Origin of the sequence: Diaphorobacter sp. MNS-0, from assembly GCF_019602835.1 — a bacterium.
Lineage (GTDB): Bacteria > Pseudomonadota > Gammaproteobacteria > Burkholderiales > Burkholderiaceae_C > Diaphorobacter > Diaphorobacter nitroreducens.
Window position 1 is genome coordinate 3733773 of record NZ_CP080761.1, and the last position, 22469, is coordinate 3756241.

General features: G+C 68.6%; 19 protein-coding genes. 7 read left to right on the forward strand and 12 right to left on the reverse strand.

The window, feature by feature from the left end:
* Positions 1-215: 215 nt before the first annotated feature.
* Together K2L43_RS17720 and K2L43_RS17725 are read right to left on the reverse strand one after the other, a co-directional pair.
* Entirely contained in the window at positions 216-566 is a 351-nt protein-coding gene (locus K2L43_RS17720) for a DUF4124 domain-containing protein (RefSeq protein WP_220638144.1), read from the reverse strand.
* A gap of 4 nt (positions 567-570) precedes the next feature.
* Positions 571-3543 (reverse strand): DNA topoisomerase III, encoded by a 2973-nt coding sequence (locus K2L43_RS17725; protein ID WP_220638145.1) that lies wholly within the window; start codon positions 3541-3543, stop codon positions 571-573.
* A 110-nt stretch (positions 3544-3653) separates the two neighbouring features.
* On the opposite strand from K2L43_RS17725, the gene K2L43_RS17730 reads away from it, so the two are divergent.
* Genes K2L43_RS17730 through K2L43_RS17740 form a run of 3 tightly spaced genes read left to right on the forward strand, consistent with a single transcriptional unit; the run spans position 3654 to position 5937 of the window.
* Complete coding sequence (locus K2L43_RS17730; protein WP_196994811.1) at positions 3654-4295, forward strand: SET domain-containing protein; 642 nt, start codon at positions 3654-3656, stop codon at positions 4293-4295.
* Positions 4292-5149: a biotin--[acetyl-CoA-carboxylase] ligase gene (locus tag K2L43_RS17735; protein WP_088888105.1), complete on the forward strand. Its 858-nt coding sequence runs from the start codon at positions 4292-4294 to the stop codon at positions 5147-5149. Before K2L43_RS17730 ends, K2L43_RS17735 begins: the two co-directional genes overlap by 4 nt.
* A gap of 59 nt (positions 5150-5208) precedes the next feature.
* Positions 5209-5937, forward strand: coding sequence for an SPOR domain-containing protein (locus K2L43_RS17740; RefSeq protein ID WP_220638146.1), 729 nt, complete (start codon positions 5209-5211; stop codon positions 5935-5937).
* Positions 5938-6058: 121 nt separating this feature from the next.
* Here the strand turns inward: K2L43_RS17740 and K2L43_RS17745 are convergent, their stop codons facing one another.
* The 3 genes from K2L43_RS17745 to K2L43_RS17755 all read right to left on the reverse strand — a co-directional run bounded on the left by K2L43_RS17745 (position 6059) and on the right by K2L43_RS17755 (position 9281).
* On the reverse strand, positions 6059-7027 hold the full coding sequence (locus tag K2L43_RS17745; protein ID WP_220638147.1) for a tripartite tricarboxylate transporter substrate binding protein BugE: 969 nt from the start codon (positions 7025-7027) through the stop codon (positions 6059-6061).
* Between the two features lie 331 nt (positions 7028-7358).
* Positions 7359-8297, reverse strand: coding sequence for an N-formylglutamate amidohydrolase (locus K2L43_RS17750; RefSeq protein ID WP_088888102.1), 939 nt, complete (start codon positions 8295-8297; stop codon positions 7359-7361).
* 18 nt (positions 8298-8315) lie between these two features.
* On the reverse strand, positions 8316-9281 hold the full coding sequence (locus tag K2L43_RS17755; protein WP_011807079.1) for a tripartite tricarboxylate transporter substrate binding protein: 966 nt from the start codon (positions 9279-9281) through the stop codon (positions 8316-8318).
* 110 nt (positions 9282-9391) lie between these two features.
* On the opposite strand from K2L43_RS17755, the gene K2L43_RS17760 reads away from it, so the two are divergent.
* Positions 9392-10318: a LysR substrate-binding domain-containing protein gene (locus tag K2L43_RS17760; RefSeq protein WP_220638148.1), complete on the forward strand. Its 927-nt coding sequence runs from the start codon at positions 9392-9394 to the stop codon at positions 10316-10318.
* Between the two features lie 80 nt (positions 10319-10398).
* On the opposite strand, the gene K2L43_RS17765 is transcribed toward K2L43_RS17760, so the two are convergent.
* The 3 genes from K2L43_RS17765 to K2L43_RS17775 form a co-directional block, all read right to left on the reverse strand.
* The gene (locus K2L43_RS17765; RefSeq protein WP_088888101.1) at positions 10399-11844 is read right to left on the reverse strand and encodes a sensor histidine kinase; all 1446 of its coding nucleotides are present in this window, start codon (positions 11842-11844) and stop codon (positions 10399-10401) included.
* Between the two features lie 79 nt (positions 11845-11923).
* Positions 11924-12598 (reverse strand): response regulator transcription factor, encoded by a 675-nt coding sequence (locus K2L43_RS17770; protein WP_011807082.1) that lies wholly within the window; start codon positions 12596-12598, stop codon positions 11924-11926.
* A 49-nt stretch (positions 12599-12647) separates the two neighbouring features.
* The gene (locus tag K2L43_RS17775; RefSeq protein ID WP_088888100.1) at positions 12648-13142 is read right to left on the reverse strand and encodes a MarR family winged helix-turn-helix transcriptional regulator; all 495 of its coding nucleotides are present in this window, start codon (positions 13140-13142) and stop codon (positions 12648-12650) included.
* A 149-nt stretch (positions 13143-13291) separates the two neighbouring features.
* Between K2L43_RS17775 and recA the strand changes: the two genes are divergently transcribed.
* The gene (gene recA / locus K2L43_RS17780) at positions 13292-14413 is read left to right on the forward strand and encodes a recombinase RecA (protein ID WP_011807084.1); all 1122 of its coding nucleotides are present in this window, start codon (positions 13292-13294) and stop codon (positions 14411-14413) included.
* An 81-nt stretch (positions 14414-14494) separates the two neighbouring features.
* Positions 14495-14950 (forward strand): recombination regulator RecX, encoded by a 456-nt coding sequence (gene recX / locus K2L43_RS17785; protein WP_011807085.1) that lies wholly within the window; start codon positions 14495-14497, stop codon positions 14948-14950.
* A 233-nt stretch (positions 14951-15183) separates the two neighbouring features.
* Here the strand turns inward: recX and K2L43_RS17790 are convergent, their stop codons facing one another.
* The 4 genes from K2L43_RS17790 to yajC form a co-directional block, all read right to left on the reverse strand.
* Complete coding sequence (locus K2L43_RS17790; RefSeq protein ID WP_220638149.1) at positions 15184-17538, reverse strand: DUF1631 family protein; 2355 nt, start codon at positions 17536-17538, stop codon at positions 15184-15186.
* A gap of 83 nt (positions 17539-17621) precedes the next feature.
* A complete protein-coding gene (gene secF, locus K2L43_RS17795) occupies positions 17622-18575 on the reverse strand; it encodes a protein translocase subunit SecF (RefSeq protein ID WP_015914575.1) in 954 nt (317 codons plus the stop codon).
* Positions 18576-18589: 14 nt separating this feature from the next.
* Positions 18590-20488: a protein translocase subunit SecD gene (secD, locus tag K2L43_RS17800; protein WP_220638150.1), complete on the reverse strand. Its 1899-nt coding sequence runs from the start codon at positions 20486-20488 to the stop codon at positions 18590-18592.
* Positions 20489-20582: 94 nt separating this feature from the next.
* Positions 20583-20915 (reverse strand): preprotein translocase subunit YajC, encoded by a 333-nt coding sequence (gene yajC / locus K2L43_RS17805; RefSeq protein WP_015914577.1) that lies wholly within the window; start codon positions 20913-20915, stop codon positions 20583-20585.
* Positions 20916-21306: 391 nt separating this feature from the next.
* Here yajC and K2L43_RS17810 point away from each other — a divergent pair, with 391 nt between their 5' ends.
* Positions 21307-22437, forward strand: a complete 1131-nt coding sequence (locus tag K2L43_RS17810; protein ID WP_123675518.1) for a mechanosensitive ion channel family protein — start codon at positions 21307-21309, stop codon at positions 22435-22437.
* Positions 22438-22469 lie beyond the last annotated feature (32 nt).

A 22469-nucleotide genomic window follows, 5' to 3' on the forward strand; every position in this document is an offset into this window, starting at 1 on the left:
CAAACTGACGAAACCCCCAAGCCTGCGGCATCCGGCTGCATGGGGGCACGGTGCGCGGCTTAAGACGAAAACAGCCTCTAGCGCTTATGCAGCAAGCGCTAATAGCTATTTATTCAGGAGCAATTTGAATACAGGGCGTCAAATGCCCGACAGACATGGCGCTGCACCCAACGCAGCAGGGGAGCACGACACCCCGGCGCCGCGGCAATGCCCGCTCAGCGCGCCGGCAGGGACGTGACCGCCCCGTCCACCGTCTGCTCGCGGCTGCCCCGTGGGCATGGCTGGTCGGTGTAGATCACGCGGCCATCGGGTTGCTGGCATTTGCGCGGCGGCGCCAGGGGCGCCGACGCGGCACCGGCCGCGCCCTGTGCGGCGGGGGCGGGCCGGCCGGCCTTGTCCGGCGGCAGGGTGTCGGGGCCGGGGCGGGTGATCTTGCGCCACATCTGCGCGGCCCAGGGGGCGGCGTGGGGCGTCCACTGGTCGGCCGTCCACCACGCGGCGGCGGCGCCGGCAATGACGGCGGCGGCCAGGCCGCCCCAGAAGATGCGCTCGCCGCGGCTCAGCATGGCGTCAGGCCAGGTGCTGGCCCAGGATGCCGGCCAGCTCGAACATGCCGATGCGGTCCTTGCCGAAGACGGCGCGCAGCTTGTCGTCCGCGACGATGGTGCGCTTGTCCTGCGGGTCCTGCAGGTTGTGGGCCTTGATGTAGTCCCACATCTTCTTGACGGCCTCGGGGCGCGCCACGGGTTCAGTGCCAATCACGGCGGCCAGTTGGGCGCTGGGCGCCTTGCCAGCGGCGGTGCTGGCCTTGCGCGGGGTCTTGGCGGCCGTGGTTTTGGCGGCGGCCTTCTTGGCGGCGGCCTTGGTGGCGGGTTTAGAGGCTTTTGCGGCTCCAGCGCCCGTCCCACGTGCGCTGGCAGCTCCTGTTTTTGCAGCAGCCGTCTTGCGCGGCGGGTATTTGGATTCGCGCTGCTCGAACTCGAAGTTGACCTTGCCCGCCTCTTTGTCCCAGGCCAGGAAGGCCTTGAACGCGCGGCGCGTGCGCATGCTGACGAACTTGTCCAGCAGGTCGGTCTTGCCGGTGGCCAGCAGCTTTTGCATCTGCGCGCGCTCCACGGGCTGCTGCAGGATGACCTTGCCGCTCTTGAAGGTGCACGACGGCGTGGGCTGCTGGGCGGTGGGCACGGATTTGCTGCACACGTAGTTGCTGCCGTGTTCGTACACGGGGGCGCCGCAGCTGGGGCAGGCACCTAAGCTTTCCTGGCCGGTAAAGTCCACGATCTCGCCCGATTCCTCGGCGTTCTTGTCGTCGCCAAAGTCGAATTCGAGCTTGTAGTTGCCCGCCTCTTCATCGCGGGCGATGGTGACTTCGGCCACAAAGGGCCAGCCGGCCTTGGAGCGGAAGCCCTCCAGCGGGCCGATGCGGCGGTCGCGCAATAGCTGCTCGGCCTCGGCGGTTTCAAACGTGCGGCCCGCGGGCGACTTGGTGAACGAGAAGCCGCAGCCCTCGCCGTTGCCGCCCGCGCCAGCACCTGAAGCGTCGTCCGACCGGCCGACGCAGGCGTAGCGGCGGTAGTTCTCCTTCACCACGCCGCCGCAGTTGGGGCACGGCGTGGACAGCGTGGCGTAGTCGCCGGGAATGGTGTCGCGGTCGTATTCCTTGGCCTTCTTGACCAGCTTTTCGGTCATGGCCTGGATCTGCTGCATGAAGGCTTCGCGGCTCAGCTGGCCCTTTTCCATTTGCGCGAGTTTGAATTCCCACTCGCCCGTCAGGTCGGCGCGGCACAGCTCCTGCACATCCAGGCCGCGCAGCAGCGTCATGAGCTGGAAGGCCTTGGCGGTGGGGATCAGCTCGCGGCCTTCGCGCAGCATGTATTTCTCGGTCAGCAGGCCTTCGATGATGGCCGCGCGCGTGGCCGGCGTGCCCAGGCCTTTCTCCTGCATGGCTTCGCGCAGCTCTTCGTCGTCGATCTGCTTGCCGGCGCTTTCCATGGCGCCCAGCAGCGTGGCTTCGGAGTAGCGCGCGGGCGGCTTGGTTTTCAGGCCCTTGGCCTCGGCGAACTCGGTGTGGGTCATCTCGCCGGGCTTGACGGGCACCAGCGGCTGGCCCTTGTCGCCGGCCTTGCCGTCTTCGACCTCGTTGGCGGCCTCCTTGCCGTAGATGGCCAGCCAGCCGGGCTTGACCAGCACCTTGCCCTCGGTCTTGAACGAGTGGCCCACCACCTGGCTGATGCGCGTGGTGACCTGGTATTCGGCACTGGGGAAAAACACCGCCATGAAGCGGCGCACCACCAGGTCGTAGAGCTTTTGCTCGGCCTCGGACAGGCCGCTGGGGGCCTGCGTGGTGGGGATGATGGCAAAGTGGTCGCTCACCTTGCTGTTGTCGAAGATACGCTTGGACGGGCGCACGTAGCCGTCGTCCAGCGCCTGCTGCGCGAACGGCGCCAGGTGGCGCATGCCGCTGCCGGCCAGCATGCCGAAGGTCTGCCTGGCCACGGGCAGGTAGTCCTCGGGCAGCGCGCGCGAGTCGGTACGCGGGTAGGTCAGCGCCTTGTGGCGTTCGTACAGGCTTTGCGCCAGGGCCAGCGTGGTCTTGGCGGAGAAGCCGAACTTGCCGTTGGCCTCGCGCTGCAGGCTGGTCAGGTCGAACAGCAGCGGCGATGCCTGGGTGGTGGGCTTGCTTTCCTCGGTGACGGTGGCGGCCTTGCCGCGCACGGCGTCGGCGATGTCCTTGGCCTGGTGGTGCGACCAGACGCGGTCGGCGCGGGCCTCGGGGTCGTCGCTCTTCTTCCACTTGGGGTCGAACCACTTGCCCAGGTATTCGCCGGCCTCGGCATGAAAGCCCGCGTGGATTTCCCAGTAGTCGCGGCTGACGAACTTGCGGATTTTTTCCTCGCGCTCCACCACCAGCGACAGCGTGGGCGTCTGCACGCGGCCCACGGTGGTCAAAAAGAACCCGCCGTCGCGCGAGTTGAAGGCCGTCATGGCGCGCGTGCCGTTGATGCCCACCAGCCAGTCGGCCTCGGAGCGGCTGCGCGCGGCGCTGGCCAGGCCCTGCATCTGCTGGTCGCTGCGCAGGTTCTCGAAGCCGTCGCGGATGGCCTGGGGCGTCATGCTCTGCAGCCACAGGCGCTTCACGGGCTTGCCCAGCCCGCCCTTGGCGCCGCCGGCGTACTGCTCGATCAGGCGGAAGATCAGCTCGCCCTCGCGGCCCGCGTCACAGGCGTTGACCAGTTCGGTCACGTCCTTGCGCCTGGCCTGCTTGACCACCGCGTTCAGGCGGCTCTTGGTCTTGTCCACGGGCTTCAGGTCGAAATACGGCGGGATCACCGGCAGATGGGCAAAGCTCCACTTGCCGCGCTTGACGTCGAATTCCTCGGGCGCCTGGATCTCCACCAGGTGGCCCACGGCGCTGGTGACCACGTAGCGCTCATTCTCGAAATGGTCCTCGTGCTTCTCGAACTTGCCGGCAACCGGCGTGAGGGCGCGCACGATGTCCTGCGCCACCGAGGGCTTTTCTGCAATTACCAGTGTTTTGGTCATTTTGTGGGTCTCTTACGCCATACCGCGCCCTGCTGGCGCTTCTACAATCCGCCTCACACGCGCGCACGCGCACGCATGTGTGCACACATTCAAAGTAACAGAGTTTCCCCATGCCCCGCACCGCTTCCACCGCCGCCCCCACGCCCGCCGCCGGTCGGCGCATCCAGACCCGGCGCTCGGGCGTGCATGGCAAGGGTGTGTTCGCCGTGCAGGACATTGCCGAGGGCGAGGTCCTCGTCGAATACACGGGCGAGGTCATCAGCTGGCAGGAAGCCCAGGACCGCCACCCGCACGACCCCGCGCAGCCCAACCACACCTTCTACTTCCACGTGGATGAAGACCGTGTGATCGACGCAAAGTTCGGCGGCAATTCCTCGCGCTGGATCAACCACAGCTGCGACCCCAACTGCTTTGCCGACGAGCAGGGCGGCCGCATCTTCATCACCGCGCTGCGCAACATCCGCGCGGGCGAGGAACTGAACTACGACTACGGCCTGATCATCGAAGAGCGCTACACGCCCAAGCTGAAGGCCGAATACCCCTGCTGGTGCGGCAGCAAGAATTGCCGCGGCACGCTGCTGGCGCCCAAGCGCGGCTGGGCGCCGCCGGGCCTGGCGCCCCAACCTCCCACCGAAAAAGCCGGGAAGGCCCCAAAGACCCGCAAGGCCGAGGAAGCCAAGGGCAGCGGCAAAGCCGGCAAGCCCGCCAAATCCGCGAAACCCCGCCAGGGCCGCAGGAGCGCCCAGCGGTGAGCCCCGCCGCCACCCCCGTGCGCTGGCCGGCCGAGGCCCTGTGGGAGGCGATTGCGCCGCTGCTGCCCGGCTTCACCGTGGAGGTCTTGCCCAGCATCGACTCCACCAACAGCGAGCTCATGCGCCGCGCGCGCGACGGCCGGCTGGAGCCCACGCTGCTGGTGACGGAGGAGCAGACCGCCGGCCGCGGCCGCCTGGGGCGCGACTGGCACAGCGCCGCCACCTACCGCGACACCGGCGTGGTGCCCGCGCTCACGTTTTCGCTGGGCCTGCCGCTGGCGCCGCACGACTGGTCGGGCCTGTCGCTGGCCGTGGGCGTGAGCGTGGCGCAGGCGCTGCAGCCCGTCCTGCCCCCCGAAGGCAGCGGGCACCCGCGCGTCCTGCTCAAGTGGCCCAACGACCTGTGGCTCCAGGATGGGCGCAAGCTCGGCGGCATCCTGGTGGAGACGGCCACGCTGACCGCGCCCGGCGCGGCCGTGCCGCCGCTGGTGGCGGGCCAGAGCCGCTACGTGGTGGTGGGCATCGGGCTGAACGTGTTGCCCGTGCTGGCCGACGGGCTGCGCACGCCTCCCGCGTGCCTGCGCGAGGTGGACACCACGCTCACCGCGGCCAGCGCGCTGCAGCGCATCGCGCCGCCGCTGGTGCATGCGCTGCTGGGTTTTGCCGAGCATGGCTTCGCCCCCTTCCAGGCGCGCTTTGCGCAGCGCGACCTGCTGGCCGGGCGCGCCGTCACGCTGAGCGACGGCACGCAGGGCACGGCCCACGGCGTGACCGAGGACGGCACCCTGCTGGTGCACACCGCGCGCGGCATGCAGCCCGTCACCAGCGCCGAGATCAGCGTGCGCCCGCAATGACCGCCACGCCGCGTTCCCCGCGCTTTTTGCGCGCCCCCCGCACCTTGAAGGACTGAGCCATGCTGCGCCTTGCCGTCGTGCTTCTGCTGCTGGCCAACGCCGGCTACTACGCCTGGTCGCAGGGGCTGCTGCGCGGCTGGGGCCTGGCGCCGGTGGATGAGTCCGAGCCGCAGCGCATGGAGCAGCAGATCGCTCCGCAGAACCTGCGCCTGCTGCCTCAGGGCAGCAAGGGGGCCGCGTCATCCGCGGCACCGGCGGGCCCGGCGTCTTCCGCGCCGGCCTCCACACCCGCAGCCAGCGGGGCGGCGGCGTCCCCCGCAACCGCCGCCGCGCCCGCGGAGCCCCCGGCCTGCCTGCAGGCGGGCGTGTTCGACGCGCGCCAGGCCGACGCGCTGCGCCAGGCGGCGGCCGTCTTGCCCGAGGGCAGCTGGACCCTGGAGCCCACGCCGATCACGGGCCGCTGGATGGTGTACATGGGGCGCTTTCCCGACGAAGAGGCGGTGGCCAAGAAGCGCGCCGAGTTGCGCACGCTCAAGATCCCCTACGACCGGCCCGGCGCGGCACTGGAGCCGGGGCTGTCGCTGGGACGCTTTTCCACCGAGGAGGCCGCGCAGCGCGGCATGGCCCTGCTGGCCAACCAGGGCGTGCGCACCGCGCGCGTGGTGGTGGAACGCGCCGAAGCACCGGGCTTCACGCTGCGCTTGCCCGCGGTGAGCGAGTCGCTGCGCCTGCGTCTGGATGCGCTGCAGCCGGCGCTGGCCGGCAAGACGCTGCGCCCCTGCGCCTGATCCCTGGCACGCCGCCGGCGCGGTTTGCCTACCGCGGTGGCCTGCGCGGCATGGCGCGCGGCAGCCTTGATGGATGGCGGCCTTCGCACCGGCAGCGCCGCTGCCGGCCCGCCGTCAGCCGTCAGCCCGCGTCCAAGCGGATCTGCGCAAAGCGGCTCACGCGCCGCATCTTGTCCACTTCCTTCTGAATCTGGGCCCCGAATTCCGCGGGCAGCGAGCCCGAGGGGAACAGCCCGTGGTCGGCCAGCGCCTTGCGCACGGCGGGCTCCTCCAGCGCCTGTGCGACGGCATTGCGGCGCGCGCGGACCACGACGGCGGGCGTGCCGGCGGGTGCCACCAGACCGAACCACGACGGATCGTTGTTGGTGAACAGGCTCAGCTCGGCATAGGTAGGCACCTTGGGCAGCACGGCCAGGCGCTGGTTCCACGACACGGCCAGCGCGCGCAGCTTGCCCGCCTGGATATGGGGCAGCGACGACGCCACCTGGTCGCAGTACACCTGCACCTTGCCCTCCAGCAGGTCGGGCACGGCGGGCGCCGCGCCACGGAAGGGCACGTGCTTCATGGACGTGCCGGTGGTGCTTTGCAGCAACTCGGCCCACATGTGGCCGATGGTGCCCGCACCGGGCGTGGCATAGGTGATCTTGCCCGGCTGGCTCTTGAGCAGCTTGATGAACTGCTCGAAGTTTTGCGCCGGCACGCTGGGGTGCACCACCAGCACGCCCGGAGCCTTGACGATCTCGGTCACCGCCGCAAAGTCCTTGATCGCGTCGTAGGGCAGCTTCTTGTACACGGCGGGGTTCACGCCGTGCGTGGAGAGCGTGGCCACGCCCAGCGTCATCCCGTCGGCCGCAGCCTTGGCCACCGCCTGCATGCCGGTGGCGCCGCCCGCGCCGGGCAGGTTGTCCACCTTCACGGGCATGCCGAGGATGCGCGACAGCGGCGCGGCCAGCACACGCGCGGTGATGTCGGTGGCGCCGCCCTGCGGGAAGGGGACCACCAGCCGCAGGGTGCTGCTGGAGGCCTGGGCGCTCGCCAGGCCGGGGATGGCGCCAGCGGCCGCCAGTGTCAGGATGTCTCTACGCTGCATGCAATGCTCCCTCAAGGTTGGTCTTTGGTAACAAACCATTCTGGTAACCCCGCGGGCCGCTGACCAATGAGCATTGCGACACATCTCATTTCAATGCGGAATGCACTGCCGGCGCACACCGCGGCGGCGCCCGGTGGCCGTAGGGAAGAAATCCCGCATTCACCCTTGCCTGGTAAGCGCCAGCAGCTATGTTTTTTATCGCCACGCCTGCACAAGCGCGTGGAATGACAAAGGCCCGTCCATGGGAACGGGCCTTGCGTTGGGAACCTCGGTACAGCCGACTGCGGCCCCTTCGCTGCCGAGGCCGCCGCCTGAATGCCGCCGCCAGCGGTCAGCCGCGCGGGTCGGTCGCCAGCAGAGACTCCACCAGCGCGCGCAGGTCGGCGCGCAGCCGGTCGAACCCTGCCGGCAGGATGTCCAGCGTCTGCTCATCCATGTAGAGCTTGCGGTTGATCTCCACCTGGATGCTGTGGCGATGCTGCGCCGGGTTGCCGTAGCGGCGCACCAGTTCCACACCCTTGTAGGGATGGTTGTAGTCCACGCTGTAGCCGCGTTCGCGCAGGAACGCGCAGATCTGCTGCGACAGCGCCGGGCTGGCGGTGGCCCCGTCGCGGTCGCCCACCACGAAGTCGGCATGGTGCAGGCCCGGGTAGAGCGTGGCGTGGCTGGCGGCCACGGCGGGCATGGAGTGGCAGTTGAGGTGGATGCTGTAGCCATGGCGCGCGTGGGCGGCGTCGATCTCGGCCGCCACCGCCGCGTGGTAGGGCCGCCAGCAGCGATCGATGCGTGCACGCACCTCGTCCACGCCCAGCGGGCGGTCGTAGATGGGCTCGCCCTCGTCGGTGAACTTCCAGATCAGCCCCTTGCCCAGGCGCACCTTCTGCAGCACCACGGGGTCGGTGGTGACCGGGTCGGGCCAGGGCGCGTCCAGCAGGGTGGCGTCCAGTTCGGTAGTGTCGCGGTTGGCGTCCAGGTAGATGCGCGGGAAATGCGCCTCCACCCAGCCCACGCCCAGCCCGGGCGCGAAGGCGTAGAGCTTTTCGACGTGGGTGTCCTCCGCACGGCGCAGCACGGGCAGGTCCAGCGCAGCGCGGAAGTCGGCGGGGTAGACGGTGCCGCTGTGCGGCGAATCCAGCACCAGGGGCGTGCGCCCCGCGATGCGGGAGACCATGCGTGCGGGTGACGCAGCGGGCGGCGCCGCAGGGGCGCCGGCTGCGCCGGGCTCGGCCTGCAGGTACTGGCTGTGGATCAGTTTCAGCACTGCTTGCATAGGCACACTCCGTGGAAATCAATCCAGTTTGATCTTGGCATAGGCTGCCACCTGTTTCATCTTGTCAATTTCACGCGCGATCTGCGCGGAGAACTCGGCGGGCGTGGTGCCCGACGCATACAGCCCCTGGGCCGCCAGGCGATCGCGCACCGCCGGCTCCTTGAGGGCCTGGGCCACGGCCTGTTGCACGCGCTGCACCTGGGCCGCGGGAGTGGATTTGGGCGCCACCAGGCCGAACCACGACGCATCGTTGGCCTGCTTGTAGCCCAGCTCGGCATAGGTGGGCACGTCGGGCAGCACGGCCAGGCGTTCGTGCCAGGACACGGCCAAGGCCTTGAGCTTGCCGGCCTTCACGTGCGGCAGCGACGAGGCCACCTGGTCGAAGTACACCGGCACCTGGCCGCCCAGCACGTCGTTGGTGGCCGGACCCGCACCGCGGTAGGGGATGTGCACCATGCTGGTGCCCGTGGCGCTCTTGAACAGCTCACCCCACATGTGGCCGATGGTGCCGTTGCCCGGCGTCGCGTATTCCACCTTGCCGGGATGGGCCTTCAGGTGCTTCACGAGGTCGGCGAAGTCCTTGACGGGCAGCACCTTGGGGTTGACCACGATGATGCCGGGCGCCTTGACGATCTCGGTCACGCCGACGAAGTCCTTGATGGGGTCGTAGGGCAGCTTGCCCAGCACGGCCGGGTTCACGCCGTGGGTGGACAGCGTGGCCACGCCGAAGGTCAGCCCGTCGGTGGCGCGCGCCACCTCGGCCATGCCGATGGAGCCGCCCGCACCGGCCTTGTTCTCGATCACCACCGGCTGGCCCAGCAGGCGCTGCAGGGGTTCCTGCAGCGAGCGGCCGGCAATGTCGGTAGCGCCGCCCGGCGGGAAGGGCACGACGATGCGCAGGGGACGGCTGTTGTCCTGGGCGAAGGTCATTCCAGAAACTACAGAGGTAACCGCCAGCGCGGCAATCAGTTTGCGACGTTGCATGGACTCACTCCTTTGATGGTGCATGAAAGATAAACGAAGGGGTGCGGTCGGAAAAGCAATAGCTGTGCCTGTTATCATTCCATTGTGGAATGTTTTGATCGGCAAACCCCATGATCCTGCGCCGCCTTCACCCGCCGCTGCACCTGCTGCGGGCGTTCTGTACCGTGGCCCGCTTCGGGGGCATCTCGCGCGCGGCCGAGGCACTGCACCTCACCCAGAGCGCGGTGAGCAAGCAGGTGCAGGAGCTGGAGCGCTGGGTGGGCGTTCCGCTGTTCGAGCGCAGCCGCAAGCGCCTGTCGCTCACACCCGCCGGTGAGCGCTACGAAAAGGCCGTGAGCGCCCTGCTCACCCGCCTGGAGGCGGCCACGCTGGAGCTGATCACCAGCGGTGACGAGGGCGGCGCGCTGCACCTGTCGGTGCTGCCCACGCTGGCCGCCAAGTGGCTGATTCCGCGCCTGCCGCAGCTGCGTGCGCAGCACCCGCAGATCACGCTGCACTTCGTGCCCTACGTGCACGGCTACGACTTTGCCGACCCCGAGCTGGACTGCTCCATCCTGTTCGGCGACGGGCATTGGCCGGGCGCACGCGCGCACTACCTGACGGGCAACGACGTGGCCCTGATCGGCCCGCGCGCCGGGCTGGCCGGCGCGCCGCCCCTGCACAGCCCGCAGGACGTGGCACGCCACACGCTGCTGCGCCACGTGAGCGTGCCCGGTGCCTGGCAGCACTGGGCCGAGGCGCACGGCGTGAACGGCCTGAACCCGCTGGCCGGCCCACAGTTCGACCAGTTCCAGACCATCATCCGTGCGGTGTCGGTGGGCATGGGCCTGGCCCTGGTGCCGCGCTGCCTGGTGCAGGACGAGATTGCCGCCGGCACCGTCACCGAGCCGCTGCCCGGCGGCGGCTACACGAGCGACCTGGGCTACTGGCTGTGCTACCCCGAGTCGCGTGCGCAGCTGGCCACGCTGGTGCGCTTTCGCGACTGGCTGCTGGCGCTGGCGGACCCCGCGGCGGGCACGGCCGCACCGGCTGCTTGAATCCACCTCAAAATGCCCTCCAGCGCTTGCCCATCAAGCGCGAGCAGCTATTTAATCGATAGCATCGGACAGCGGCAGCGCTATGGCCCCGATTCGCGTGCCGCGAACCGCACGCTGAAGCGCGCGCCGGGCATGGCCGCGCCGGGGCGCACGTCTTCCAGTTCCACCTCGGCGCCGTGCTGGCGCGCGATCTCGCGCACGATGGGCAGGCCCAGGCCGGAGCCGTCGGCGTCCGTCCCCAGCGCGCGGTAGAAGGGCTGGAAGACCAGTTCGCGCTCAGCCTCGGGCACGCCGGGCCCCGAGTCCTCCACCTGCAGCAGCAGCACATGGCTGAACGGGTCGGGCAGCACGCGCGCGGTGATCACGCCGGGCTGCTGCGCGCTGGATGGGGTGTAGTTGATGGCGTTGTCCACCAGGTTGCGCACCAGTTCCTTCAGCAGCGTGGGGTTGCCGTCCATCCACACGCCATTGGTGCCGGGCTCGACGCCGTCGTAGCCCAGGTCGATGTGCTTGTCCATGGCGCGCGGCACGCTGTCGCGCACCACCTCGATCACCAGCCGCGCCAGGTCCAGCGGCTGGCGCTGCACCACGGCGCTGCCGCCCTCGGCCCGCGCCAGCGCCAGCAACTGGTTGACGGTGTGCGTGGCGCGGATGGACGAACGCCCGATCTGCTTGAGCGACTGCTTGAGCTCCTCGGTGCTGGTGCCCTCGCGCTGCGCCAGGTCGGCCTGCATGCGCAGCCCGGCCAGGGGGGTCTTGAGCTGGTGCGCGGCGTCGGCCAGGAAGCGCTTTTGCGTGGCCATGGATTCCGACAGGCGGCGCAGCAGGTCGTTCACCGAATCCACCAGCGGCGCCACTTCCATCGGCACGGCCTTGTGGTCCAGCGGCGAGAGGTCGTCGGGCTTGCGCGCGCGAATGCGCTCCTCCAGCTGGTGCAGCGGCTTGATGCCGCGCGCCAGCGCCAGCCAGACTAGCAGCACCGCCAGCGGCAGGATGACGAACTGCGGCAGCATCACGCCCTTGATGATCTCGGTGGCCAGCACGCTGCGCTTGGCGCGTGTCTCGGCCACCTGCACCAGCGCGGCGGGCGCGTCGGGCAGCGGCACGCGCACCCAGATGTAGGCCACGCGGATGTCGATGCCGCGCAGCTCGGCGTCGCGCAGCCGCACCTCGCCGGAGAACGCCTGCTCCTCGGGCGGCGGGCGCGGCAGGTCGCGCTCGCCCGACAGGTAGTCGCCCGTGGGCGAGAGCACCTGGTAATAGACGATGTCGGACTCGTCGGCGCGCAGGATCTCGCTGGCGGGCTGGGGCAGGTTGAACAGCACCTTGCCGTCGTGCACCGTGACGAGCTGCGCCAACGCATGGGCGTTGTACTCCAGCGCGCGGTCGAAGGGCTTGTTGGCCAGGCCCTGGGCCACCAGCCAGGTCAGCGCCAGGCTCACCGGCCACAGCAGCAGCAGCGGCGTGAGCATCCAGTCCAGGATTTCGCCGAAGAGGGAGCGCTGCTCGCGCTGGAAGATTTTCAAGGTGGTGGGCGTTTCTGGCCGCTAGCGCTTATGCACCAAGCGCAAACAGCTATCAATAACAGAGCATCCACGGGTGCCGTCAGCCCGGGATCTTTTCCAGGCAGTAGCCCAGGCCGCGCACGGTGGCGATGCGGATCGGCCCGCGCTCGATCTTCTTGCGCAGGCGGTGGATGTAGACCTCGATGGCGTTGTTGCTCACCTCCTCGCCCCACTCGCACAGGCGCTCCACCAGCTGCTCCTTGCTCACCAGGCGGCCGGCGCGCTGCAGCAGCACCTCCAGCAGGCCCAGCTCGCGCGCGGACAGCTCCACCATCTTGCCGTCGATGGTGGCCACGCGGCCCGCCTGGTCGTACACCAGGGGCCCGTGGCGGATGGCGCTGCTGGTGCCACCCATGCCGCGGCGCGTGAGCGCACGCACGCGCGCCTCCAGCTCCGACAGCGCGAACGGCTTGGCCATGTAGTCGTCGGCGCCCAGGTCCAGGCCCTTCACGCGCTCGTCCACGCTGTCGGCCGCCGTGAGGATCAGCACCGGCAGCGCCGAGCCGCGCCCGCGCAGGCGCTTGAGCACCTCCAGGCCGTGCATCTTGGGCAGGCCCAGGTCGAGGATCAGCAGGTCGAACTCGTTGTTGGTCAGGAGCGCGGTATCGACCTCGGTGCCGCTGGCCACATGGTCCACCACGGCGCCCGAGCCGCGCAGCGTGCGCAGCAGCCCGTCGGCAAGCACCTGGTCGTCTTCGGCGATGAGGATGCGCATGGGGTGTCTCTCCTGGTTGTCGTGCGCCGGCCTGCGCTCTGCCTGAATTTTAGGCCGCCGTGCCCTCGCCGCCGGCGTAGGCCTCCAGGCCCAGCGCGACCACCGTGGCCACGTCCTGCCCCACCTCGGCGCGGAACTCGCCCTCGGCCTGCGCCACCGCCGCGCGAAACGCCTGCAGCCACGCCAGTCCCGTGGGCGTGAAGCGCACCAGGCGCGCACGCGCATCGCGCGGATCGGGCTCGCGCGTGACCAGGCCCCAGGCCGCGCACTGCTCCACCAGCGCGGCCATGGACTGCTTGGCCATGCCCGCGCGCTCGGCCAGGTCGGTGAGGCGGTCCCCCTGCAGCGACAGATGCCGCGTGATGTGGATGTGCGCGGCGCTCACCTGGTCGCGCGCCGCGAGGTTGGACAGCGCCAGCGGCACCTGCACGTCGCGCGCCATGAGCTGCAGCACGCGCGCATCGAAGCGCCGCATGGCATGGCCCAGCAGGCGGCCCAGGTGGGTCTGGCGCCAGCGGTCGTCGAGGCTGGGGGGAGCGGTCATCCGCACATTGTCAGCCAAACTGACCAAAAATTGATTGGATAACGCATCAACCGCCCATAAACTACTGTTCAAGCATCCAGCCTGTCATTGGAAACAGTTTCCAGGCAGGCACACGATTTCACCGTGACCCCGACCCGAAGGAGCATTCCATGGACGCCACCGTCAAAGGCAACGCAACCGCCGTCAACAGCGAAAAGGCCAAGGCCCTGCAAGCCGCCCTCGCGCAGATCGAAAAGCAGTTCGGCAAGGGCACCATCATGCGCCTGGGCGAGGGCGAGGCCATTGAGGACATCCAGGTGGTCTCCACCGGCTCGCTGGGCCTGGACATCGCCCTGGGCGTGGGCGGCCTGCCGCGCGGCCGCGTGATCGAGATCTACGGGCCGGAAAGCTCGGGCAAGACCACGCTCACGCTGCAGGTCATCGCCGAGATGCAGAAGCAAGGCGGCCAGTGCGCTTTCGTGGATGCCGAGCATGCGCTGGATGTGCAGTACGCCAGCAAGCTCGGCGTTCAGCTCACCGACCTGCTCATCAGCCAGCCGGACACGGGCGAGCAGGCGCTGGAGATCGTGGACAGCCTGGTGCGCTCGGGCGCCGTGGACCTGATCGTGGTGGACTCGGTCGCCGCCCTCACGCCCAAGGCCGAAATCGAGGGCGAGATGGGCGACGCCCTGCCCGGCCTGCAGGCACGCCTGATGAGCCAGGCACTGCGCAAGCTCACCGCCACCATCAAGAAGACCAACTGCATGGTCATCTTCATCAACCAGATCCGCATGAAGATCGGCGTGATGTTCGGCAGCCCCGAGACCACCACCGGCGGCAATGCGCTGAAGTTCTACGCCTCGGTACGCCTGGACATCCGCCGCACCGGCACCATCAAGAAGGGCGACGAGGCGATCGGCAACGAGACCAAGGTGAAGGTGGTGAAGAACAAGGTCTCGCCCCCGTTCAAGACGGCCGAATTCGACATCCTGTTCGGCGAGGGCATCTCGCGCGAGGGCGAGATCATCGACATGGGCGTGAACGCGCGCATCCTGGAAAAGAGTGGCGCCTGGTATGCCTACAACGGCGAAAAGATCGGCCAGGGCCGCGACAACGCCCGCGAGTTCCTGCGCGAGAACCCTGGCCTGGCCGTGGAGATCGAGAACAAGGTGCGCGAAAGCCTGGGCATCGCACTGCTGCCCACGGGCCACGCGAGCCCGGCGGCCGATCTGCCCGAAGACAAGCCTGCGCGCGGCAAGAAGGCCGACAAGACGGGCGAGATCGAGGCGTAACCACGCACCGGGGTTTTTGAACGAAATCTGCCTCCAGCGCTTGACCATCAAGCGCTGGAAGCTCTTTTTTCAATAGCATTCATGGGATTCACCGCCCTCTCCCTCAAGGGCCGTGCGCTGCGCCTGCTTGCCCAGCGCGAGCATTCGCGCAGCGAACTGCAGGCCAAGCTGGCGCGCCACGTGCAGGAGGGCGACGATCTGCCGGCGCTGCTGGACGAGCTGCAGGCGCGCGACTTCATCAATGCAGAGCGCGTGGCCGAGTCCGTGGTGCACCGCCGCGCGGAGCGCTTCGGCACCCAGCGCGTGCTGCAGGAGCTGCGGCGCAAGGGGCTGGACGAGGATTTGGTGCGCAGCACCGCCGCCCAGCTGGCGGGCACCGAACTGCAGCGCGCCCGGGCCGTGTGGCGCCAGCGCTTTGGCGACCAGCCCGCCGACACGCCGCAGGAGCGTGCGCGCCAGATGCGCTTTCTGGCCACGCGTGGCTTCGCCGCCGACGTGGTGCGCCGCGTGGTGCGGGGTGGTGATGAATGGGAATAGAACGGGGCTTGGCGCGCTTCTGTCCAGCGTCAAAGCTATTTCATCCATAGCAGCTGTCGACGCGCAGTCCGCCACCGGTCGCACCCCGCAACGCCGCGCCGTCGTGCAATGCCAGGCCGCGCAATACGCGCGATGGCTTCAGCGCCGCCACGGACATGCCAGAGGCTTGAGGCCCGCGGCGCGGCTGTGCGCAGCCGGCCCCCGTTGTGCGCGTTGGGCCGCGGCGCGACCGCTCAACCCAGCAGGCGCTCCGGGTTGGCGTCCAGCTTGGTGAGCGCATCGCGCGTGGCGCGCAGCGTGAGGCTCTCCTCCTCCTGCGCCACCAGCAGACCCGCCTGCAGGTAGGCCCCCAGCCGGCGCAGCTGGATGAGGTAGCTGCCGCCATCGCGCGTGGCGAACAGGTGCAGTTGCTTGCGCTGGCTGTGCCAGGCGTATTGCACCTGGGTGGACGCGCCGTTGTGGTCCAGCGTGAACCAGGTGCCCAGCGGCAGCTGCTGCGCCCAGGCCACCATGTCGTCCTGCACAGGCGCGCCATTGTCGGCGATGACGTGGATGGACGAGGCGTCGATGCCCAGCAGCAACTCGATGTTGTCCGCACTCAGCGGCATGTCGCCCAGCGCCTCGTCGCCGATGTAGTCCTCCAGGTTCGCCAGGCGTTTGGCCATGGCATCGATGTGCGCCTGCGGGATCGAGGCCGTCTTGGAGAGGAAAGCGTCGGCCAGCGTGTCGGTGATTCCCTTGATCTGTGCGTCCTGCTCGGGCCCCGCCACGCCGATCAGCGCCAGCCCCTGGCGCAGGCTCTGCAGCAGCGCCGGCAGGTTCTGGATGACCAGCGCACGGTCGGCGCGGTTGGGCTTGGCGCCCGCCGCCCACACCAGGTCGGCCGCGGCGCGCTTGAAGGCCGCGGTACTGGCATGCTGGGCCCCGTCGCGCACGGCCGACATCGCCAGCACCTCGGCCCATGTCTTGAACAAGAACTCGCGGATCTCGTCGCGCACCGGCATGTCCTTGAGCAGCGCGCGCAGCTCGATGGTGTACTGGATCGCCAGCGTCTCGCGCTGCTCCACCTGCTGGGCCACGCTGACGATACGCGAGGTACCCTGCTTCTCGGTGAGGAATTTGGCGAGGAATTTCTCGAACTCGTCATGCACCAGCTGGAACACGCGCTGGCCGGTCTCGGGGTACTGCTCGATCACCTGCACGATGCGGCGGATCTCGGCCTCCAGCGCGCTGCCGTTGATGGAGCTGGCGTCAAAGCCCAGCACGCAGGCGCCCATGCGGTCGATGAGCTGGCGCGCGGGGTGCGTGAGGTTGCTGAAGAACTCGGGCTCGGCCAGCGCCACGCGCAGCACCGGCACCTGCAGGCGTGCAAACCAAACGCGCACCGAGGGCGGGATGCGGTCTTCACTCAGGATGCTCTGGAACATCAGCGCCACCACCTCGATGATGGCCTTCTCGCTGGCGGTGCTGGCCTTCTTCTTGAACTCCACGGACCGCTCGCGCACGGCGCTCGCCACGCGGACCACGGCCTGTGGGCTGTAGTCCTCAACCAGCGTGGCCACGTCGCTGTAGTAGCTGTCGGCCGAGACGCGGTGCGCCGCCAGCGCATGGGCCAGCGCCGCGGACGCGGGGGGTGCCTTGACCATGTCGTAGCCCGTAGTGGGCTGCGTGAGCAAGCGCCGCAGCTGCACCATCACGCCCTGGGCGCGCTGGCGCGCGCGCACCAGCGGGCTGCCCATGCCGGCCATCGCCGGCTGCCCGCGCATGCCGGGGGGCGGAGGCATGAAGGCCGACGCCGCCTGGCGCGTGGGGGCAAATTCCGTGGGCCGCCCCAGCGCGGCGCGCGACTGCTGCAATGCCTGCGAGGCCAGCCCCACGGGACCGGACGCGGGCGGCGGCTCGGCGGGGCTGCCGGTGTTGGGGCCGGCGGCCGCGCGGCGCACGCGGGCGCGCAGGTCGTCCTGCGCCACGACGCCCTGTTCGTCGTACAGCTTCACAAGGGCCTGGTACTGCGCCAGCGCCAGCGCCGCCAGTTCGCGCTGCAGCGGGTCGATCACCATCTGCAAATGGTCGCGCTGCAGGCCCACCTCCAACCACTGCTCGACCAGATGCAGGCACAGGGTTTCGGGGCGCAGGATATCGGTGCCGGCCAGCTCACGGCCTTCCAGATGCTGTGTGCGCTGCCGCGCGGAATCGAAAGGAGCGGCCACATGCTCGGTGAGGGTCAGCGCCATCCGCGAGGCGATGATCTTGTTCTCCAGCACGTCGTCGCCCAGCAGTTCAAGCCCATCGAACGCCTTGGACGCGTTGAGGGTGCCGCGCCCCGTGACGGGCGGGGGCGCCAGGCTTTCACGCCAGGCCCGGCCCAGGTGTTCCACCCAGGTCTTGCGGTGGGCCTGATGGCCCATCCAGGCATCGCGCCGCAACTGCATGTCGCGCTGCGTGGCGGTCTGCCCCATCAACTCGGTCAGGAAATCATGGACTGTTTTGTCCAGCGCCGGCAAGCCGGCGCACAGCCCCTCCACGAAACGCTGGCGGGCCAGGTGGGCCAGCCGTCGGTGGGCAGTGGAAGTGGGCGAAAAATCCATAGGGCTCCGATATTAGCCCCAGCCGCTGTCGCGCCCCGGCCTTTGCATCGGCACGCGGACAAGGCGGCTGCGCACGCGCATCGTCAGACCACGGCGCCGGAGTTCGGGTCGGCCGGGTCGCCTTCCTTGCGGGTCGGCGCCTTGACCAGGTCTTCGCGCTTGACGCCCAGCCACATGGCGATGGCCGCGGCAACGAACACCGACGAGTAGATGCCGAACAGGATGCCGATGGTCAGCGCCAGTGCGAAGTAGTGCAGGCTGGGGCCCCCGAAGAAGAACATGGACAGCACCATGGCCTCGGTGGAGGCATGGGTGATGATGGTGCGGCTCATGGTGGAGGTGATGGCGTGGTCGATCACCTCATGCGTGTTGAGCTTGCGGAACTTGCGGAAGGCCTCGCGGATACGGTCGAAGATCACCACCGACTCGTTCACCGAATAGCCCAGCACGGCCAGCACGCCGGCCAGCACCGACAGCGAGAACTCCCATTGGAAGAACGCAAAGAAGCCCAGAATGATGACCACGTCGTGCAGGTTGGCGATCACCGCTGCCACGCCGAACTTCCACTCGAAGCGGAAGGCCAGGTAGATCACGATGCCCAGCACCACCATGCCTAGCGCCATGAGGCCGCCGTGCACCAGTTCTTCGCCCACCTGCGGGCCCACGAACTCGGTGCGCCGCAGCGTGACCTCAGGGTCCTGCGCCTTCAGCGCGCTCAGCACCTGCTCGCTTTGCTGGGCCGAGGTGACGCCCTTTTGCACGGGCAGGCGGACCATCACGTCGCGCGAGGTGCCGAAGTTCTGCACCACCACGTCGGCATAGCCCAGGCCCGCGACGGTGTCGCGCACCTTGCCGATGTCGGCTGTCTGCGTGTAGGCCACCTCCATGACGGTGCCACCCGTGAACTCCACCGACAGGTGCAGGCCCCGCGTGACCAGGAAGAACACCGCCAGCGCGAAAGTGATGAAAGACACCGCGTTGAGCACCAACGCGTACTTCATGAACGGGATGTCTTTTTTGATGCGGAAAAACTCCATGGTTTTCCCCTTTCTTAGTTGCTGTTGCCGCGGGCAGCCACCGAGCGGTGCTCATCGCCCTCGGGCTTCCACACCTGGCCGATGGACACGCTCTTGAGCTTCTTCTTGCGGCCATACCAGAGGTTGACCAGGCCACGCGAGAAGAACACCGCCGAGAACATGCTGGTCAGGATGCCGATGCAGTGCACCACGGCAAAGCCGCGCACCGGCCCCGTGCCGAAGGCCAGCAGCGCCAGGCCCGCAATCAGCGTGGTGACGTTGGAGTCCAGGATGGTGGCCCAGGCGCGCTCGTAGCCCGTGGCGATCGCCGCCTGCGGGGCCACGCCAGCGCGCAGCTCCTCGCGGATGCGCTCGTTGATCAGCACGTTGGAGTCGATGGCCACGCCCAGCGCCAGGGCCATGGCGGCGATGCCGGGCAGGGTCAGCGTGGCCTGCAGCATCGACAGGATGGCGATCAGCAGCAGCACGTTCACGCCCAGCGCGATCGTGGAGAACACGCCGAACAGCATGTAGTACACGCACATGAAGGCCGCGATGGCCACCATGCCCCAGACCACCGACTGGATACCCCGGTCGATGTTGTCGGCACCTAGGCTCGGGCCGATGGTGTATTCCTCGATGATCTCCATGGGCGCGGCCAGCGAGCCGGCGCGCAGCAGCAGTGCGGTGTCGTTGGCCTCGGCCGTGGTCATGCGGCCGGAGATCTGCACGCGACCACCGCCAATCTCGCTGCGGATCACGGGTGCGGTCACCACCTCGCCCTTGCCCTTTTCGAACAGCACGATGGCCATGCGCTTGCCCACGTTCTCGCGCGTGATGTCCTTGAAGATGCGCGAGCCCTTGGCGTCCAGCGTGAGGTTCACGGTGGGCTCCTGGGTCTGGCCGTCGAATCCTGGCTGCGCGTCGGTGAGGTTCTCGCCGGTCAGCACGACCTGCTTCTTCACGATCACGGCCTGGCCGTTGCGGTCCAGGTATTTCTCGGCACCGAACGGCACGGGGCCCGTACCCATTTCGGCGGCGCGCGCCTCGGTGCCCTCGTCCACCATGCGCACTTCCAGCGTGGCGGTGCGGCCCAGGATGTCCTTGGCCTTGGCCGTGTCCTGCACGCCGGGCAGCTGCACCACGATGCGGTCCATGCCCTGCTGTTGGATCACGGGCTCGGCCACGCCCAGTTCGTTGATGCGGTTGTGCAGCGTGACCATGTTCTGCTTCAAGGCCTGCTCTTGCACCTTGCGCAGTGCCTCGGGCTTGATGGTGGCGCGCAGGCGCATACCGTCGCCGTCGGCGCTGCTCACGACCGCCAAATCCTGGAACTGGTCGGCGATCAGGTTGCGTGCCGCCGTGAGCGTGGCCTCGTCGCGCACGCGGATGTCCACGGCCTGCCCTTCGCGGCCGATGCCGCCGTGCCGGATGTTCTTCTCGCGCAGCGCGCTGCGCAGGTCGCCTGCGTACGACTCGATCTTCTTCGTGATCGCCGCCTGCATGTCCACCTGCAGCATGAAGTGCACGCCGCCGCGCAGGTCCAGGCCGAGGTACATGGGCCGTGCATGCAGCGCGGTGAGCCAGTCGGGCGAGCGCGACACGAGGTTCAGCGCCACGATGTAGGAAGGATCGCTCGGGTCGGGGATCAGGGCCTTCTCGATCGCGTCCTTGGCCTTGAGCTGGTTGTCCGGTGTGTCAAAGCGCGCGCGCACCGAGTTGCCGTCGAACACGATGGAGTCCGAGGCCACGTTGGCGGCTTTCAACGCGTCCTCGACGCGCTGCTGGACCGCGGCGTCGACCTTCAGCGTGGCCTTGGCCGACGACACCTGCACCGCGGGCGCCTCGCCAAAGAAGTTGGGCAGGGTATACAGGGCCCCAATGAGCAACACGATCACCAGGATCGCGTACTTCCAGACCGGATAACGGTTCATGATCGCGCTCTTCAATCCATGCGGGGCAGCGGCCGCGGGATGCGGCGCAGCACTGCCCTCATAACAAGGCCCGTAGGCCTACAGCTGGGACGGTTTACTTGACCGTGCCCTTGGGCAGCACCTGGGCCACGGCGCTGCGCTGCACCTGCACCTGCACGCCAGGCGCAATCTCCAGTTGCAGGTAGCCTTCGCTCAGGCCCGCCACCTTGCCCAGCAAGCCGCCAGCCGTGGCCACTTCATCGCCCTTGGCCAGCGCGTCGATCATGGCGCGGTGCTCCTTCTGGCGCTTCATCTGGGGACGGATCATGATGAAGTACAGCACCACGAACATCAGCACCAGCGGCAGCATGCTGGTGAGCGATCCCATCAGGCCGGCCTCGGCGGCTGCGGCGGGGGCGGTCTGTGCAAAGGCAGAAGAAATCAACACGGGAAGGACTCCACTGGTAGTAATAAGTGCAAAGGGGCTCCGCCGGGAGGCGCCAGGGCCTGCGGGCGGTGAGCCAGCCATTGTATGCGGGGGGCTGCCGGCCAGGGCTGCGCGCACCGGCGGCCGGCGGGCTGCGGGCGCCCTCTGGGATTCAGTATCAAAACACCTTGCAACGCCCGTCCAGCGAGCGTCAGCAGCTATCACATATATAGCATAAAGCCCCGGACCAGGGGCGGTTAATGCATCGGATGCGACGCGCCCATCGTCGGCCTGGGCCTACGCCGGCGCCTGGCAGGGCTTCGTAGCATGCCTGTGTGCCGCCCGCGGCGGCCGGCGCCGCGCCGCGGCCCCTTCCCTCCCACCCCCCGTATCAAGAAAGGAAACGCTTTCCATGGATTTCGCATCGGTATCCGCCTGGCTGGAGACAGAGTGGTTCTGGGGCATGTCCGCTGCCGAAGTATTGGCGGCGGCGGCCACGGCCATGGGCATCTACCTGGCGCTCACGCTGCTGCTGCGCTGGGCCGTCGCCCATGCCGACCGCAAATCCGGCGGCGGCGATGCCGGCGCGGCAAGCCTGCTGGCGCAGGTGCTCGCCGGAACCAGCCGTCTGCTCATCCTGCTGGCAGCACTGCTGGTGGGCACCGGCATGCTGGACCTGCCCGGGCGTTGGCATGACCGTGTGAGTCAGCTCTGGTTCCTGGCCGTGGCGGTGCAGCTGGGGCTGTGGGGCACGCGCGCCATCAGTCTGGGGGTCGAGCGCTACCGGCGCCACCATGGCGCCGCGGGCACGGGGCAGATCAGCGCCTCGGCCACGCTCATGTCCTGGGGGCTGCGCACGCTGGTGTGGGCCACGGTGCTGCTGGCCATCCTCTCGAACCTGGGGGTGAACATCACCGCCTTCGTGGCCAGCCTGGGCGTGGGCGGCATTGCGGTGGCGCTGGCGGTGCAAAGCGTGCTGGGCGATCTGTTCGCCTCCATGGCGATCGCGGTGGACAAGCCCTTCGAGGTCGGCGACTTCATCGTCGTGGGTCCCATCGCAGGCACCGTGCAGCAGGTGGGCGTAAAGACCACGCGCATCCGCGCCCTGAGCGGGGAACAGGTGGTGATGAGCAACACCGAGTTGCTCAAGCAGACCATCAACAACTATCGCCACATGCGCGAGCGCCGCATCGTGTTTGGCTTTGGCGTGGCGCAGGACACCTCGCCCGCGCAGGCGCAGGCCCTGGCGCAAGCGGTGCGCGACATCATCGAGGCCGAACCGCAGCTGCGCTTCGACCGCGCGCACTTCAAGGGCTTTGGCGCCAGCTCGCTCGACTACGAAGTGGTCTACATCGTCAAAGACCCGGGCTACAACCTCTACATGGACCTGCAGCAGCGCATCAACCTGGCGTTGCTGGGCCGGCTGCAGGCGCTGGGCATGCGGCTGGCGGTGCCGGTCAGCCGCGTGCAGCTGGCCGACCCGCCGGCCGGGCAGGAAGGCCCGTCCAGTGTGGCCGGCATGCCCATTCCTCAGAACGCGTGAACGACCGCGTTGCCCTCGGGCGGGGGCATGCG